Annotated in this window: 14 protein-coding genes; 2 read left to right on the forward strand and 12 right to left on the reverse strand. The window is 72.2% G+C overall.

Annotated features, from left to right (window positions below; genetic code table 11):
- Positions 1-65 precede the first annotated feature (65 nt).
- On the forward strand, positions 66-1,037 hold the full coding sequence (locus ACIRPH_RS03030; RefSeq protein WP_402908554.1) for a DMT family transporter: 972 nt from the start codon (positions 66-68) through the stop codon (positions 1,035-1,037).
- A 58-nt stretch (positions 1,038-1,095) separates the two neighbouring features.
- On the opposite strand, the gene ACIRPH_RS03035 is transcribed toward ACIRPH_RS03030, so the two are convergent.
- From ACIRPH_RS03035 to ACIRPH_RS03050, 4 genes are all read right to left on the reverse strand, one after another.
- Positions 1,096-2,022, reverse strand: coding sequence for an RluA family pseudouridine synthase (locus ACIRPH_RS03035; RefSeq protein WP_402908556.1), 927 nt, complete (start codon positions 2,020-2,022; stop codon positions 1,096-1,098).
- On the reverse strand, positions 2,019-2,600 hold the full coding sequence (lspA, locus tag ACIRPH_RS03040; RefSeq protein ID WP_402908558.1) for a signal peptidase II: 582 nt from the start codon (positions 2,598-2,600) through the stop codon (positions 2,019-2,021). Before lspA ends, ACIRPH_RS03035 begins: the two co-directional genes overlap by 4 nt.
- 29 nt (positions 2,601-2,629) lie before the next feature.
- Positions 2,630-3,040: a TraR/DksA family transcriptional regulator gene (locus ACIRPH_RS03045; protein ID WP_402908560.1), complete on the reverse strand. Its 411-nt coding sequence runs from the start codon at positions 3,038-3,040 to the stop codon at positions 2,630-2,632.
- 175 nt (positions 3,041-3,215) lie between these two features.
- On the reverse strand, positions 3,216-3,476 hold the full coding sequence (locus ACIRPH_RS03050; RefSeq protein ID WP_402908562.1) for a hypothetical protein: 261 nt from the start codon (positions 3,474-3,476) through the stop codon (positions 3,216-3,218).
- A gap of 366 nt (positions 3,477-3,842) precedes the next feature.
- Here ACIRPH_RS03050 and ileS point away from each other — a divergent pair, with 366 nt between their 5' ends.
- Positions 3,843-7,043, forward strand: coding sequence for an isoleucine--tRNA ligase (gene ileS, locus ACIRPH_RS03055; protein WP_402908564.1), 3,201 nt, complete (start codon positions 3,843-3,845; stop codon positions 7,041-7,043).
- Between the two features lie 175 nt (positions 7,044-7,218).
- On the opposite strand, the gene ACIRPH_RS03060 is transcribed toward ileS, so the two are convergent.
- The 8 genes from ACIRPH_RS03060 to ACIRPH_RS03095 all read right to left on the reverse strand — a co-directional run bounded on the left by ACIRPH_RS03060 (position 7,219) and on the right by ACIRPH_RS03095 (position 15,490).
- The gene (locus ACIRPH_RS03060) at positions 7,219-8,976 is read right to left on the reverse strand and encodes a hypothetical protein (protein WP_402908566.1); all 1,758 of its coding nucleotides are present in this window, start codon (positions 8,974-8,976) and stop codon (positions 7,219-7,221) included.
- A 68-nt stretch (positions 8,977-9,044) separates the two neighbouring features.
- Positions 9,045-9,923, reverse strand: coding sequence for a DivIVA domain-containing protein (locus ACIRPH_RS03065; protein ID WP_267945812.1), 879 nt, complete (start codon positions 9,921-9,923; stop codon positions 9,045-9,047).
- Between the two features lie 134 nt (positions 9,924-10,057).
- Positions 10,058-10,345, reverse strand: coding sequence for a YggT family protein (locus tag ACIRPH_RS03070; RefSeq protein ID WP_267945813.1), 288 nt, complete (start codon positions 10,343-10,345; stop codon positions 10,058-10,060).
- A gap of 39 nt (positions 10,346-10,384) precedes the next feature.
- Positions 10,385-10,912: a cell division protein SepF gene (locus ACIRPH_RS03075; RefSeq protein WP_402908569.1), complete on the reverse strand. Its 528-nt coding sequence runs from the start codon at positions 10,910-10,912 to the stop codon at positions 10,385-10,387.
- Between the two features lie 136 nt (positions 10,913-11,048).
- A complete protein-coding gene (locus ACIRPH_RS03080; RefSeq protein WP_402908571.1) occupies positions 11,049-11,777 on the reverse strand; it encodes a YggS family pyridoxal phosphate-dependent enzyme in 729 nt (242 codons plus the stop codon).
- A gap of 155 nt (positions 11,778-11,932) precedes the next feature.
- Positions 11,933-12,652 (reverse strand): peptidoglycan editing factor PgeF, encoded by a 720-nt coding sequence (gene pgeF / locus ACIRPH_RS03085; protein WP_402908573.1) that lies wholly within the window; start codon positions 12,650-12,652, stop codon positions 11,933-11,935.
- Positions 12,653-12,780: 128 nt separating this feature from the next.
- Positions 12,781-14,256 carry a cell division protein FtsZ gene (gene ftsZ, locus ACIRPH_RS03090; protein ID WP_402909494.1) on the reverse strand — a complete coding sequence of 492 codons (1,476 nt, stop codon included), beginning with the start codon at positions 14,254-14,256 and terminating at the stop codon, positions 12,781-12,783.
- Positions 14,257-14,761: 505 nt separating this feature from the next.
- Entirely contained in the window at positions 14,762-15,490 is a 729-nt protein-coding gene (locus ACIRPH_RS03095) for a cell division protein FtsQ/DivIB (RefSeq protein WP_402908575.1), read from the reverse strand.
- Positions 15,491-15,495 lie beyond the last annotated feature (5 nt).

Genomic DNA, 15,495 nt, shown 5'->3' on the forward strand with positions numbered 1-15,495 from the left:
GCCTAACCTTCACCTTAAGAAATACGAAGTAGTCCTAATGCGTCGGTGCAGGATAGAAACATCCCATGACCGCCGTCCCCTCCGCCGCGACCACGTCCGGCACCCCGCCGCACCCGCTCTCCGACTGGCGCGCCAAGTTCGCGCTCCTCGCCCTGATCTGGGGTATGAGCTTCGTCTTCATCAAGGTCGGGGCGAGCGCGCTGTCCCCCGCGCAGCTCGCGCTCGGCCGCATGGTCGCGGGCGCGCTCCCCCTGCTGGCGCTCGTACTGCTGCGAGGAGGGCGCCTCCCCACCTCTCCGCGCCTGGTGGGCCACATGTTCGTGGCGGCACTGCTGCTCAACACGGTCCCCTTCACCCTCTTCGGGTACGCCGCGCAGCTCATCCCCTCCGCCCTGATGGGGATCGTGAACGCCGCGACGCCCCTGTTCGGCGTGGTGTTCTCGATGGTGCTGCTCTCGGACGAGCGCCCCGACCGGGACAGGGTCCTCGGGCTCGGGGTCGGCTTCCTCGGCGTGCTCACCGTCTTCGGGGTGTGGAACACGCTGGGCGAGGTGGCCGCCGGCGACCGCGACGCCGTCGTCGGCATGCTGTTCGTCGTGGGCGCGACGGCCTGCTACGGCGTCGGCACCCCCTATCTGCGCCGCTTCGTCGCGGGCAGCTCCCACGGCGCCCTGGAGCTGAGCTCGCTCCAGCTGCTCCTCGGCTCCCTCCCCCTGGCGCTGCTCGTCCCGTTCCTCACCGAGGCGCCCACGGGGGTGACCTGGCAGGTGGTGGCGTCGGTGGCCGTCCTGGGCGTACTCGGCACGGGGGTGGCGTACATCCTCCAGTACGCGATCGTCCGGGAGGCGGGGGCGACCGTGGCCACGACCGTCACCTACGTGGCGCCGGTCGTGGCGATCGCCGCCGGGATCGTGCTCATGGGCGAGACCCTGACCTGGAACCAGCCGCTGGGCGCGGTGGTCGTCGTGCTGGGGGCCGCCCTGTGCCAGGGCGTGGTCCGCGTCCGCCGCGTCGCGCCGCCGCGGCCCGGGCCCTGAGCGCACGCGAAGGGGCGGCGGGCCCGGGCCCGCCGCCCCTTCGCGTGCAAGGGCGCCGTCAGTCCTCGCGGAGCGCGTCGATCGCCGCTTCGAGGTCGGCGGGGTAGGTGCTGGAGAACTCCACCGGGCGGTGCTCGGTGGGGTGCTCGAAGCCCAGCCGGACGGCGTGCAGCCACTGCCGGCGCACGCCCAGCCGCTCGGCCAGGGTGGGGTCGGCCCCGTAGAGCGTGTCTCCCACGCAGGGGTGGCGCAGCGCGGACATGTGCACCCGGATCTGGTGGGTGCGGCCCGTCTCCAGCCGGATCTCCAGGAGGCTGGCGGCCCGGAAGGCCTCCTGCGTGTCGTAGTGCGTCACCGAAGCACGGCCGCCCGCGACCACGGCCCAGCGGCCGTCGCCGGCGGGGTGCCGGTCGATGGGCGCGTCCACCGTGCCGCGGAGCGGGTCGGGGTGCCCCTGCACCAGCGTGTGGTAGCGCTTGTCCACGGTGCGCTCCTTGAACGCCCGCTTGAGCACGCTGTAGGCGGTCTCGCTCTTGGCGACCACCATGAGGCCGGTGGTGTTGGCGTCCAGCCGGTGCACGATGCCCTGGCGCTCGGCGGCGCCGCTGGTCGCCAGCTGCACGCCGGAGGCGAGCAGGCCCTCCAGCACGCTGGGCCCGGTCCAGCCGACCGTCGGGTGGGCGACCACGCCGACGGGCTTGTCCACCACGATGATGTCGGTGTCCTCGTGCACGATCCGCATGCCGGGGACGGCCTCGGGGCGCGGCACGGGCGCGGTGGGCGGCGGCGGGAGGGTGATCTCCAGCCAGGCCCCGGCCTGGACCCGGTCGGATTTTCCCGCCTCGGACCCGTCGACCAGGACGCTGCCGTCGAGGATGAGTTCGGCGGCCCGTGTGCGGGACAGGCCGAACAGGCGGGCGATGGCCGCGTCGAGCCGGTCGCCCTCCAGGCCGTCGGGCACGGGCAGGCTGCGTGTGTCGCTCACTGGCCCTTCCCTTCGGTGGTCTCGTCCGGGTCGGGCCCGGAACCCTTGTCGTCCTTCTTCGCGGACTCCTCCTCGACGACGCTGCCGTCCAGGTTGAGGCCCTTGAAGGTCAGCGCCACCACCAGGCACGCCCCGACGACCACGCACGAGTCGGCGATGTTGAAGACCGGGAAGTTCCCGACGCTGATGAAGTCGACGACCGCGCCGTGGAAGGGCGCCGGTTCCCGGAAGTACCGGTCCACGAGGTTCCCCGCGGCGCCGCCCATCATCAGGCCGAGCGTCACGCCCCACCAGACGCTGCGGACCCGCAGGCCCATGTACCCGATGGCGATGACCACGAGGCTGGCGATGCAGGTGAACACCCAGGTGAAGTCGGTGCCCATGGAGAACGCGGCACCGGTGTTGTACACCAGCGTGAACTGGAGGAGGCTGCCGACGACGTCGACGCGCTCGCCCTGGGAGAAGGTCGCCAGGACCCACTCCTTGGTGAGGAAGTCGGCGACGATCGCGGCGGCTGCGACCAGCAGCAGGAGAAGGTACCTGCGCGGGCGCGCGCCGGTCTTGTCGGACGTGGTCATGTTGCTGTCCCCGGAGGGCTCTACCTCAGTCAGCGACGCTCCTCGCGCTGTTTGCAGGTGACGCACAGGGTGGCGCGCGGAAAGGCCTCAAGTCGCGCCTTCCCGATGGCCAGGCTGCATGACTCACAGACCCCGTAGGTTCCCGCGTCCATCCGTTCGATCGCCCGCTCGCTCTTGGAGAGCAGGTCACGAGTATTGTAGGCCAACGCCAGATCATGTTCGCGCTGGAAGGTCTTCGCACCGGCGTCCGCGGGGTCGTCCCCGGCGCCGTCCACCGGGTCGGTGAGCCGGTCGGCGAGCGCGTCCTCCGCCTCACGGATCTCCCGCCGCGCGACCGCGATCTCCTCCTCCAGCCGTCGCCGGACCCCGGTCAGCTCCTCCGTGGTCCAGGGGTCCTCCCCCGGCAGGACCGGCAGCATGGAGGCTTCGGTGGCCTTCATCGCATTCCCCTCCCAAACGGTTCGGCACACCCCGGACCTCGCCGACCTGCGGGTCCTCCCCCGGGCAGTGCCGTGATCGGTGCCGCGAAGCCTAGGCAATCCCCCGGGGCAAGGCAACGATCGGGACGGTGCGCCGCTCCGGCGGTCCCTCTGGGCCCGGCGGGGGCGGCCGGCCCTACTCCGCGGCCGCGAAACCGCCGTAGTCCTCGGCCAGCGCGGCCAGGTGGGGCTCGTCGAAGACGGCCGGCCCGCCGTGGGGGCCGGTCAGCACCTCGATCACCCAGTCCGCGTCCTCGGCGTCGTCCTCGCCCGCGAGCATGTCCCGGTGCACGCGGCACGGCTCGTAGCCCTGCTCCAGGAGCTGCTCCGCCAGCTCCGCGGCGTCGTCCCGGTCGGACAGGGTCACGAGGACCGCACCCCTCACGTCCTCCGCCACGGCGGCCCCCTCCGTCACAAGAACGCGCGGCGGAAGCGCCGCGCTGCGTTATCCTGGCTCCAGGTGTCGATGGGGACGAGTAGCGCTGGCCCCGACCGGACGGATCACAGCCTAGAAGGCCTGGCCCGCCCAAGCGACCCGGGGGCGGTGCGAGCCCGGGGGCACGACCAGCGCGAAGATCACCCCGGAACCGCCGGAAGAACGGGCCCGCCCGCGCGGGCGGCTCCAGTAGAACCGGCACAGAGCAACGAAGTGGGACCCTACCGACGCGCGCCCGGCGGCGCGCTCGCGGTCCAAGGAGGGTGGTACCGCGGGGCCCGTGCCTCGTCCCTCCGTCAGGAACGACCCTGATGGAAAGGTACGACCGTGGCCAACGACCCCCGGCCCGCATCCCGACCGCTGCCCCAGCTCCCCGCGCAGATCGACCTGCCGGCCATGGAGCGGGACGTCCTCGGCCGCTGGTCGAAGGAGGACGTCTTCCAGCGCTCGCTCGACCAGACCCGCGGCGGCCCCAACTGGGTCTTCTACGAGGGCCCTCCCACGGCCAACGGCCAGCCCGGCGTGCACCACGTCGAGGCCCGCGCGTTCAAGGACGTGTTCCCCCGGTTCCGCACCATGCGCGGCTACCACGTGGACCGCAAGGCGGGCTGGGACTGCCACGGCCTGCCCGTGGAGGTCGCCGTGGAGAAGGAGCTCGGCCTGTCCGGCAAGAAGGACATCGAGGCCTTCGGCATCGCCGAGTTCAACGAGCGCTGCCGCGAGTCCGTCCTGCGCAACGTCGACGCGTTCACCGCCATGACGGAGCGCATGGGCTACTGGGTGAACATGGACGACGCCTACCGCACCATGGACCCGCAGTACGTGGAGTCCGTGTGGTGGGCCCTCAAGCAGATCTGGGACAAGGGCCTGCTGGTCCGCGACTACCGGATCAGCCCGTACTGCCCGCGCTGCGGCACGACCCTGTCCGACCACGAGCTCGCGCAGGGGTACGAGACCGTCACCGACCCGTCGGTGTACGTGCGCTTCCCCGTGACCTCCGGCCCGCTCGCCTCGCCCGAGCACCCGACCTCGCTGCTGGTCTGGACGACCACCCCCTGGACGCTGGTGTCCAACACCGCCGTGGCCGTGCACCCGGACGTGGAGTACGTGGTGGCCACCGACGGCGACGAGCGCCTCGTGGTGGCCCGTCCGCTCTTCGACAAGGTCCTCGGCGAGGGCTGGGAGCTCACGGGCGAGAGCTACGGGGGCGAGGAGATGGAGCGCTGGACCTACGAGCGCCCCTTCGACCTGGTGCCCTTCGACGAGCCCGCCCACTACGTGGTGCTCGCCGACTACGTCACCGTGGACGACGGCACCGGCCTGGTCCACCAGGCGCCCGCCTTCGGCGCCGACGACATGCTCGTGGGCCGCGCCTACGGCCTGCCCGTGGTCAACCCGGTCCGTCCGGACGGCACCTTCGAGGCCCCCCTGCCGCTGGTCGGCGGGGTGTTCTTCAAGGAGGCCGACAAGACGCTCGTCCGCGACCTCAAGGACCGCGGGCTCCTCTTCCGCCACCTGAGCTACGAGCACTCCTACCCGCACTGCTGGCGCTGCCACACGGCGCTCCTGTACTACGCGGTCCCGTCCTGGTACATCCGCACCACCGCGGTCAAGGACGAGCTCCTGGCGCAGAACGACGTCACCAACTGGGTGCCGGAGAACGTCAAGGAGGGCCGCTTCGGCGAGTGGCTGCGCGGCAACGTGGACTGGGCGCTGTCCCGCAACCGCTACTGGGGCACCCCGCTGCCGATCTGGGAGTTCCCCGACGGCCGCCAGATCTGCGTGGGCTCCCTGGAGGAGCTGGGCCGCCTCAGCGGCCGGGACCTGTCCTCCCTGGACCCGCACCGCCCCTTCGTGGACGACATCGTCATCCCCGACCCGGACGCGGACCCCTCCCTGCCCGAGGAGCAGCGGGTCGCCCGCCGCGTCCCCGAGGTCATCGACGCCTGGTTCGACTCCGGCTCCATGCCGTTCGCCCAGTGGGGAGCGCCCCACCGCGACGAGGAGACCTTCCGGGACAACTTCCCGGCGCAGTACATCTCCGAGGCGATCGACCAGACCCGCGGGTGGTTCTACTCCCTGCTGGCGGTGAGCACCCTGGTGTTCGGCCGCAACTCCTTCGAGAACGTGGTCGTCCTCGGCCACATCCTCGCCGAGGACGGCCGGAAGATGAGCAAGCACCTGGGCAACGTCATGGAGCCGATCGCGGTCATGGACAAGCACGGCGCCGACGCGCTGCGCTGGTTCATGCTGGCGAGCGGTTCGCCGTGGACCGCCCGCCGGGTCGGCCACTCCGCCCTGGAGGAGATCGTCCGCAAGGTGCTGCTGACCTACTACAGCACCGTCTCGTTCTTCACCCTGTACTCGAACGCCGGCGACGGCTGGGACCACTCCCGGCTGGCGGACGCCCCCGCCCCCGAGGACCGCCCGCTCCTGGACCGGTGGCTGCTCTCGGAGCTGAACGAGGTCGTCAGGGACGTCACGGCGGCGCTGGACTCGTTCGACACCACGGCCGCGGGACGCCGTCTGACGGCCTTCGTGGACGACGTGTCCAACTGGTACGTGCGCCGTTCCCGCCGCCGCTTCTGGGGCGGCGCGGACACCCCCGAGGGCGCCGCCGCGTTCGCGACGCTGTTCGAGGCCCTGGAGACCGTCACGCTGCTGATGGCGCCGATCGTGCCGTTCCTGACCGACCACGTGTGGGCGGCGGTGCGCCGGCCGGACGCTCCGGAGTCGGTGCACCTGGCGTCGTGGCCCGAGGTGCGCGAGGACCTCGTCGACCCCGACCTGTCGCGGCAGATGGCGCTGGTCCGCCGCCTGGTGGAGCTGGGGCGGTCGGCCCGGGTGGACTCCGCCGTGCGGACCCGGCAGCCGCTGGCCCGCGCCCTGGTGGGCGCCGCCGGTTTCGCCGGACTGCCCGAGCAGCTCCGCGACCAGGTGTCCGACGAGCTCAACGTGGAGTCGCTGGACGCGCTGTCCTCCGTGGGCGGCGACCTGGTGGACTTCATCGTCAAGCCGAACTTCCGGGCGCTGGGCAAGCGGTTCGCCAAGCGCACCCCGCTGGTGGCCAAGGCCATCGAGGCCGCCGACCCCGCTTCGCTGGTGGAACAGGTCCGTGGGAGCGGCTGGGCGCGGGTGCGGGTCGAGGACGAGCCCGTCGAGGTCAGCGCCGACGAGCTGCTCGTGACCGAGCAGCCCCGGGAGGGCTGGGCCGTGGCGTCCGAGGCCGGTGAGACCGTCGCCCTGGACCTGGAGCTGACGCCGCGTCTGCGCCGCGCCGGTCTGGCCCGGGAGATGGTCCGCATGCTCCAGGACGCCCGCAAGAAGAGCGGCCTGGACGTGTCCGACCACATCGAGGTGTGGTGGACGGCCACGGACGAGAGCACCGAGCTGGCGCTCACCGAGCACGGTGAGGCGATCGCCGGCGAGGTGCTGGCCGACGCGTTCGCCGCCGGGGAGATGGCACGGGACCTGCACACCGCCTCCTCCGAGGAGTTCGGCGTGGCCTTCGGTTTCCGCAAGGCCTAGGCCGCGGGTCGTTCGGGGCTCGCGGCGGTCGGCGCAAGCGCCGAGCCGACCGGGAGCCCCCGCGGACCACGACCTGGTCCGCGTCCGGTCCGGCGGCCCCGGGGCCGCCGGACCGGGTCCCGACGCGAACGGGCGCCGTCCCCCAGGGGGCGGCGCCCGTTCGCGTGCGTCGGGGTCAGTGGACCTTGTCGGAGTCCTTGTCCGGGTCCTTGTCGCCGTCGATGTCGGCGTCCCCGTCGAGAACGGCCGCGTAGGCGACGGCGTGCTCGTCCCCGGCCTCCTCCGCGCCCCCGGTCTCCTCCGCGTCCTCCGCCTTCGCGGGCCGCGCGCTCCCGTCCGGCTCCTCGTCCCCGGTCGCGTCGCCCGGCTCGTCGGCCGCACCGTCCTCCGGCTCCGGAGGGGCGGGCAGCGCGGCGGTGTCGGGATCGTCCTCGTCGGCGGAGCCGATCGCGGGGTCGTCCTCCCCGCCGTCCCGGTCGGACCGCTCCGCGACCGCCCCGCCCTCCTCGGGCTGCGGAAGCCGGTAGCCGAACGCCGACGTCCGCCCGGTGTCCGCGGTCTCCCGGTCGCTCTCCGCCGCGTCGGCCCCCTCTTCCGGGGCGGCGCCCCGGTCGGGCAGGCGGTAGGCGAAGGCTCCGTCCGCGTCCTCGGCGGACTCCGCCTGCGGGGCGGGGTCCCCGGCGTCCGCGTCCTCGGCTCCGCCCGTAGCGGTGTCCGCGTCCTCGGCCCGCCCGACGGCCTCCGGCCCGGGATCGGCGTCCTCCGCCTCCGGGGCGCGCGCCTCCGCCGACACGCTCGTGTCGGTGTCGGTGTCGGTGTGCGCCGAGGGTACGGGGTCCGTCTCGGAGGAGGCGTGCTCACGCTCCTCCTGCGCCACGGCGTCATCCGTGTCGTGGTCCGGGTCCTCGCCGACGGCCGTGGAGGCGGGTCCGGCGTCCATGGCGGTCGGGGAGCCGTCCTCGTCGGACTCGGGGGCGGGGTCGGCCTCCGCGTGCTCCGCGGCCTGCTCGGCGTGCGGGGCCGCACCGGTGTCCGTGCGGGCCTCCCCGTCGCCGTCCGCGGAGGCGTCGGGCACCGGGACCTGCGCCGTGTCCGCTTCGCCGGGCTCCGCGTCGTCCTCCGCCCGCTCGGTCCGGTCCGCCTCGCGGGGAATCCGGTAGGAGAAGGCGTCCGTCTCCGGGGCCCCGGCGCCCGCCACCCCGTCGTCGGGGTCCGCGGTCGCGTCGACCGGGGCGGGCTCGTCCTCCTGGGAGGCGCCCTGCCCGGGAATGCTGTAGGTGAAGGGGGCGGGGTCACTCCCGGCCCCGTCGTCCCCCGTGGTGGCGCGTGAGGGCTCCGCTCCGTCCTCACCGGCCCGTTCCCGGGCCTCGGGGACGTCGGCGGTGACCGCCGTGCCGACCGGTTCCTCTTCCCGCCACGCCTCGGGGGCGGGAACCGCGGGGCCGGGCTCGGCCGGGGATCCCGCGTGGAAGGCGCTCCCGGCGGGTGCGTGGGGCGCCGTGTCCGGTTCCGGCCACTCGTGCGCGGTGGGGGTCTGCCAGCGCGGGACGTCGTACTCCGGCTCCCCGTGCCCGGCGTCGTCCGAGGCCGCCCAGACGGGCGCGTCCTCCGCGGGGGCTTCCCGTACCGGCCCGTGGGCCGGTACGGGAACGCGCCCGGAGTACTCCGGCACGACGTGGGGGCCCGCTGCCGTCGCCGCCGGGGTGGCGGCGACGGTCGGGACGGACGACTTCCCCAAACCGTCCGTTCCGGGGCGACCCGTCCTGCTCTCGGCGAGGCGTCCCTGGACCATGCCCCCCAGGAGGAGGAGGACGCTGGTGCCGGCCAGTCCGAGTGCGATGTACACCAGGACCGTCTCGGCGAGAGCCAGGGCAGCCGCGATGACGGCGATGGCCGCCAGCACCGCCACGGTTGCGAGGATGCTAAGGATCACGGGTCGACCAGGGCCTTTACACGTGTTGTATCCGGAGTCTTCAGTTGTTCGGAGCCGAAAGCCGCTGGTCAGCGACGCTCGTGCGGAGCCTCACCCGGGTGGAATCCACCGTGCTGGGCGGGTTCGGGCTGACCGAACGGGTTGCCACCGGGGCCGTGCTGGAGAGCGGGGGCGCCACCGGCCTGCGGAGCCATCGTCTGGAAGCCGCCCGTGGTGTTCGGGTTCGGCTCGACGGGCTTGCCCTCCTCGTTCAGCTCGCGCAGCTGGCGCTCGAAGTAGTCCTTCAGACGGCTCCGGTACTCGCGCTCGAAGTCCTTGAGCACGTTGACCTTGTGCTCCAGCTCCTCGCGCTGCTGCACCAGGCTGCCCATGACCTGGCGGTGGCGCTCCTGGGCGTCGCGGTCGAGGTTCTCCGACCGCGCCCGGGCCTCACCGATGATCTGGTCCGCCTGGCGGCGGGCCTTGCCGAGGATGTCCTCGGACTCGTGGCGGGCGCGGCCGAGGGTCTCGTCCGCCTCACGGCGGGCGTCGGAGATCGCCTGGTCGGCGGTCTGCTGGGCGAGGGCGAGGACGCGGGCGGCCGTGTCCATGTTCTCCTCACCGCCCATCCCCATGTTCGCACCGGTCATCGGCATCTGCTGCTGGACCGGGGGCTGCGGCTCGACGGCCTGCGGCTGCTGGACGGGCTCCGGGCGCATCTGCTCGTGCTGCTGGGGCTCCGGCGCCTGGTCCTGGGGCTGCTGGAAGTCCTGCATGCCGGCGTTGGGCACCTTGCCACGCAGGCATTCGGCCAGCTTGCCGCGCAGTTCCTCGTTCTCCTGGATCAGGCGGTCGAGCTCGGACTCGACCTCGTCGAGAAAGGCGTCGACCTCTTCTTCGTCGTACCCTGGCCGGAGCCGGGTGGTACTGAACTGCTTGTTCCGCACATCGGCGGGTGTCAGCGGCATGTTCGTCTCCTTGGCGCGCTTGGAGTCTGTCCGTAGGGACGCTACCTGATCGTGACCTTACGGCAATCCAGATCATGACCAAGACCACATAACGGGACCGGGGACCTGATGCTTGCCCCCGCGCCCCTTCCCTGCTAGGCGAGGCTCCCGATGAGAGCCATCAAGATCCACACGATGATGAAGAGGACGAGGACACTCAGGTCGAGTGCGACGCTCCCCAGTCTCACCGGCTTGATGAACCGTCGCAGGAACCTCAGTGGCGGGTCGGTGACGGTGTACACGATCTCCGCGAGGACGAGTACGAACCCGGTGGGCCGCCACGTCCTGGCGAAGGACTGCACCATCTCCAGGACCACCCTCGCGATCAGCACGAAAACGAACAGCTGTAGCGCGAAGAGCAGCACTGCAACGACGATACTCACGGTCGTTCCCCGACCCAATCTCTGGACAAATGTGATGGTCTAGCTCTGATTGAAGAACCCTCGCTCGGCGATCCGGGCCTTGTCTTCGGCGGTGACCTCGACGTTGGCCGGCGACAGCAGGAACACCTTGTTGGTCACGCGTTCGATACTGCCATGCAGACCGAAGATCAGACCAGCCGCGAAGTCGACGAGACGCTTGGCGTCGCTGTCGACCATCTCGGTCAGGTTCATGATCACCGGTGTGCCCTCCCGGAAGTGCTCTCCGATCGTACGCGCCTCGTTGTAGGTGCGCGGATGGAGCGTGGTGATCCGAGCGAGGTCGGCGGTTGAGGCAGTCGTGGTCGTTCCACCGCGCCGTTCACCTGTACCCAGGTAGTCGCCGGTGTCCGTCACTGCGGTGCCTCGTGTTTCCTCGCCACGCGGAGTGTCTGCATCGCGGTCGCGCTGCTCCTCCACGGCCTCGTCGAAATCGTCGAACTCATCATATTCGTCCGCATAGCGGTGATCGTAACGGTCGTCCTCCACGAGGCCGAGGTAGACCGCCATCTTGCGCATCGCGCCGGCCATCTCATGTCCTCCGTCGTCCCCGCGGCCTTCACCGCAGCCGACTCCTCCGTACTGGCCCGCCGTCCCCGCGTTCCACGGGGTGGGGCGCCCTTTCGGGCGAACTCCACAGACGGGTTCCAAGGTCTATGTGGGGACATTACCCCACGATCGGTCCGCGGTTGCCGAGCAACGCCGTACCGAGTCGCACGTGTGTCGCTCCTCGCTCGATCGCCGCTTCGAGGTCAGCGCTCATCCCCGCCGAGATCACCGTCGCCAGAGGATAGCGATCACGAACACGACTCGCCACCTCGTGGAGGCGGGCGAAGGCCTCGGCCGGGTCGCCCTCTCTCGGGGCCACCGCCATCACGCCCCCGAGCGTGAGCGACTCGTGCGCCTCGATGTCGGCGGCGAGAGCGAGGGCGTCCTCGGGGTCGACCCCGCCGCGCGGTCCGATGACGCCGGCCCGCGAGTCGTCGTCCAGGTTCACCTGGACGAGGCAGGTGAGGCCGCGCCCGGCCGCCGCCGCCCGCTCCCCCAGCGCCCGGGCCAGCCTGCTGCGGTCCACCGAGTGCACGACGTCGGCGTAGGAGGCCACGGAGCGTGCCTTGTTGGTCTGCAACTGCCCGACGAAATGCCAGGTCAGGTCGAGGTCAGCGGTCTCCGCCGCCTTCGGGGCGGCCTCCTGGTCCCGGTTCTCGCCGACGTCGCGGACACCCAGGGAGGCGAGAATCCGCACATCGTCGGCCGGATAGGTCTTGGTGACCGCGACCAGCGACACCTCCTCGGGCGCGCGGCCCGCGCGCGCACAGGCCTGCTCGATCCTGGCCCGCACGGCCGCGAGGTTGGCGCGGACCTGCTCGACGCGAGCTGGGTCGACGTGTGGCACGGTGCTCCTTCTCTTTCCCCGTCGGGTGTGTCCCCGGAGTCCGACGCGGTCCCCGGGGGTGGTGGGGCCGCGTTTCGGACGCGTCACCGCAGGAGGGGAGGTCCCTGGCGGTTCCGTCCGGTTCCGAAATCCATCCTGGCGGCCCGGTACGACAGTCAGGACCGCCAGATGAACGAGGCGAATCTTCCGGTCGGCGCGCCGCCCCGGTGGGAGAACAGCTCGGGGCTCTCCAGCGTGCAGCGGCCGTCGGCCCGGACGTCGGTCACGCCCGCCCGCCGCAGCTGGGCGGTGACGGCCGCGAGCATGTCCACCCCCGCGGTGCCCTTCCGGGTGGTGGAGGCGGCCTCCGGGGTGTCCCGGGCCGTCTCGGCCTGCACCTGCGGGGGCACCTCGTAGCACTTGCCGCAGATGGCCGGCCCGAGGAAGACGGTGATCCGGTCGGCGCGGGCCCCCTGGCCGACCATCGACCCGACGAGGTTGGCCGCCACGCCGTTCGCCGTCCCGAGGCGGCCCGAGTGCGCGGCCCCCAGGACGCCCGCCTCGCCGTCGGCGGCCAGGACCGGCAGGCAGTCGGCGGCCATCGAGGCCAGGACCAGGTCGGGCCGGGTCGTGACGACCCCGTCGCAGGTACCCGCCCCGCCCGGCGCGTCCGCGACGAGCACGTCGGCGCTGTGCACCTGGTGCATCCACACGACCCGGTCGATGTCGAACCCCAGGCCCGCGGCGGCGGTCCGCCGGTTGGCGAGGACGGCCTCCCGCACGTCACCCGAGCCCAGCCCCAGGTTGAGCGAGTCGTACGGCGGGGCGCTGACCCCGCCGTGCCGTTCGGTGACGGCGGCACGCACGCCGTGCCCCAGATCGATGACGTTGCCCATCCGTGTGACCGCGGTCCTTCCCTCGGCCCGCCGGGGCGGCGCCGGCGCGCGCTTCCCCGGGGGCGGCGACGGCCCCGCCGCATGGGTCGGGGCCGCTGACACGTCGATGGTACCGGGACGGTGGTGCGCTACTTCAGGAACTCGGGCACGTCCAGGTCGTCGGGGTCGTCGAAGATGACCCGGCGGCGGGGCGTGGGCACGTCCCCCCGCCGTTCGGCGGTGGAGTCGGAGACGGAGTGGACGGGGCCGGACTGGACCTCACCGTGCTGCGAGGGCTCCTCCCGCTCCCCCTCGGGCCGCCCCTCCTCGGAGGACCCCGCCGGAACGGGCGCCTCGTAGGAGGCGTGGGACTCCGAGCCGTGGGCGGGGGTCTCCGTGCGCGGCTGCTCGACCGGGGCCTGCTCCTGGCGGACGGGCTCCGGTTCGGCCGGGAACCGGACCGGCGGCATCTGCGCGGGCGCCGCCTCCGGCTCGGTCCGCGCGGGACGGGAGGGCGTGATCCACGGCATGGAGGTGGCCGCCGTCCCGCCCGCGTCCTCGGCGGGAGGCGTCACCCTGGTGGGCTGCTGCTCCCTGCGTGACGCGGAGCCCGCGGTGTGGGCGACGGCCTCAGGAGGGTCCACCGGCTGCCGCTCCCGGACCACGGGCCCGGTGACCTCGGGTTCGTCGAACCCCGCCGCGATGACGGTGACCCTCACCTCGTCGCCCAGGGCGTCGTCGATGACGGCGCCGAAGATGATGTTGGCCTCGGGGGCCGCCGAGTTCGCGACGAGCTGCGCCGCCTCGTTGATCTCGAACAGGCCCAGGTCGGAGCCGCCCTGGATGGACAGCAGCACCCCGTGGGCGCCGTCGATGCTCGCTTCGAGCAGCGGCGAGGAGATGGCCATCTCCGCTGCCGCGACGGCCCGGTCGTCCCCGCGTGCGGAGCCGATGCCCATCAGCGCCGACCCCGCCCCGGACATGACCGACTTGACGTCGGCGAAGTCCAGGTTGATCAGGCCCGGCGTGGTGATCAGGTCGGTGATGCCCTGCACACCGGAGAGCAGCACCTGGTCCGCGGCCTTGAAGGCGTCCAGCACGCTGACCTGGCGGTCGGAGATGGACAGCAGCCGGTCGTTGGGGATCACGATGAGCGTGTCGACCTCCTCGCGGAGCATCGCTATCCCCGACTCGGCCTGGGTCGCGCGCCGCTTGCCCTCGAAGCCGAAGGGGCGGGTGACCACTCCGATGGTGAGGGCTCCCAGGGAGCGGGCGATGTTGGCGACGACGGGAGCGCCCCCGGTACCGGTGCCGCCGCCCTCACCAGCGGTGACGAAGACCATGTCGGCCCCCTTGAGGACCTCCTCGATCTCCTCCCGGTGGTCCTCGGCCGCCTTGCGGCCGACATCGGGGTTGGCTCCGGCTCCCAGGCCGCGCGTGAGCTCTCGGCCGACGTCGAGCTTGACGTCGGCGTCACTCATCAGCAGCGCCTGGGCGTCGGTATTGATGGCGATGAACTCGACGCCTTTGAGCCCCTCTTCGATCATTCGGTTGACGGCGTTGACACCGCCGCCGCCGATGCCGACGACTTTGATGACCGCGAGGTAGTTCTGCGGTGCTGCCACGACGAGGGGCCTTTCCGCTCGCATACGCCGTTCCGTGAACGCCCCGGTGGCTCTCGCCACCGGGTACGCCTCCGGACCGGCATCCGGTTCTACAGTGTGCGTTTCGGGTCCCCGCGACGGCGTCCTCGACGCGGTTGTCCGGGGACCCGGGGCCACCGGAGCCGTTGCGATCCTGCCCGGGGAGGGCTGGCGCGATCCGCTGTAGGAGCGGAGCAAAACGGTTCCTGCGTACCCCGAAAAGCGTGTTTTGCTGCTTTGTTGACGTTGGCTGTGCTTCCCGACAGTAAGCGGACCGCCGACCGCGGGCAACCGATGACGAGGTCAGCCTAACGGCGTATAACGCAAGGAAGCGATGTGCGCACTCGGCGCGTCGCGTCTGGAATGTCCCCGCCGGGTGCCCGGGAGCCCGTCCGGAACCCTCTCACGGGTGCGCTGCGCGGCCCACCGGACGGCGGTTCGACTTTCCGTGCCACGCCTCTTCCTTTTCCTGGAGCTGGGTACTTCTTCACCGTACGATGGCGAGATCGGGGGTTCCGACGTCGTAGACGCGCCCCTCCTGGGGCGGGTGCTCGCGCAGCAGCACCCGCAGGACGTCGCTCTTGCCCGCGGTCCCCTCGGACGTCCCCCACTCCACCAGGGCGCCGTTGCCGAGCGCGATGGTGATCGCCCCGGGGTCGGTGGCGTCGATGAGCTGGATCTGGGCGATCAGCGAGTCGGGCGCCGCCTCCACGATGTCGGCGGCGGCGCGGACCGCCTCGCTGCCCTCGACCTCCCCCGTGACCCTGACCACCGGATGGGTGCCGGGACGGGTCCTGGAGTCCTCGATGCGCACGCCGTCGCCGTCCACGAGCCGGTACTCCTCCCCCACCGGGACGGCCAGCACGGGCTGGCGCTCCACCACCTCGACCTCCAGGGTCGCGGGCCAGCCGCGCCGCACCGTGGCCTCCTCCACGAGCGGGAGGGACTCGGCGCGGGCGCGGCTCCGGTCGAGGTCGACCCTGACCAGGGGGGTCCCGGTGGCCACGTCCACGGCGGCCACCACCTCCTGCGGCGACATCCGGTCCAGCCCGGTGACCGCGACGTCGCGGACCACCAGCAGGCGGGAGCCGAGCAGCACCCAGGTGACCACGCAGACCAGCGCCACCACGAGCAGCGCCACGAAGGCGACCTTCCACGGATCGGACCCGCCCCGTGGTGCGGCCCCGTCCGCCGCCCCGCCCTCGTCCGCGCTCACCCGTG

The sequence above is a fragment of the Nocardiopsis sp. NPDC101807 genome (genome assembly GCF_044766605.1).
Taxonomy (GTDB): domain Bacteria; phylum Actinomycetota; class Actinomycetes; order Streptosporangiales; family Streptosporangiaceae; genus Nocardiopsis; species Nocardiopsis tropica.

Excerpts from the sequence above, each read along its gene's own strand:
- ACIRPH_RS03075 (WP_402908569.1), bottom strand. The coding sequence starts at position 10,912 with ATGGCCGGCGCGATGCGCAAGATGGCGGTCTACCTCGGCCTCGTGGAG.
- ACIRPH_RS03065 (WP_267945812.1), bottom strand. The coding sequence starts at position 9,923 with ATGCCGCTGACACCCGCCGATGTGCGGAACAAGCAGTTCAGTACCACC.
- ACIRPH_RS03045 (WP_402908560.1), bottom strand. The coding sequence starts at position 3,040 with ATGAAGGCCACCGAAGCCTCCATGCTGCCGGTCCTGCCGGGGGAGGAC.
- ACIRPH_RS03030 (WP_402908554.1), top strand. The coding sequence starts at position 66 with ATGACCGCCGTCCCCTCCGCCGCGACCACGTCCGGCACCCCGCCGCAC.
- pgeF (WP_402908573.1), bottom strand. The coding sequence starts at position 12,652 with ATGGGCAACGTCATCGATCTGGGGCACGGCGTGCGTGCCGCCGTCACC.
- lspA (WP_402908558.1), bottom strand. The coding sequence starts at position 2,600 with ATGACCACGTCCGACAAGACCGGCGCGCGCCCGCGCAGGTACCTTCTC.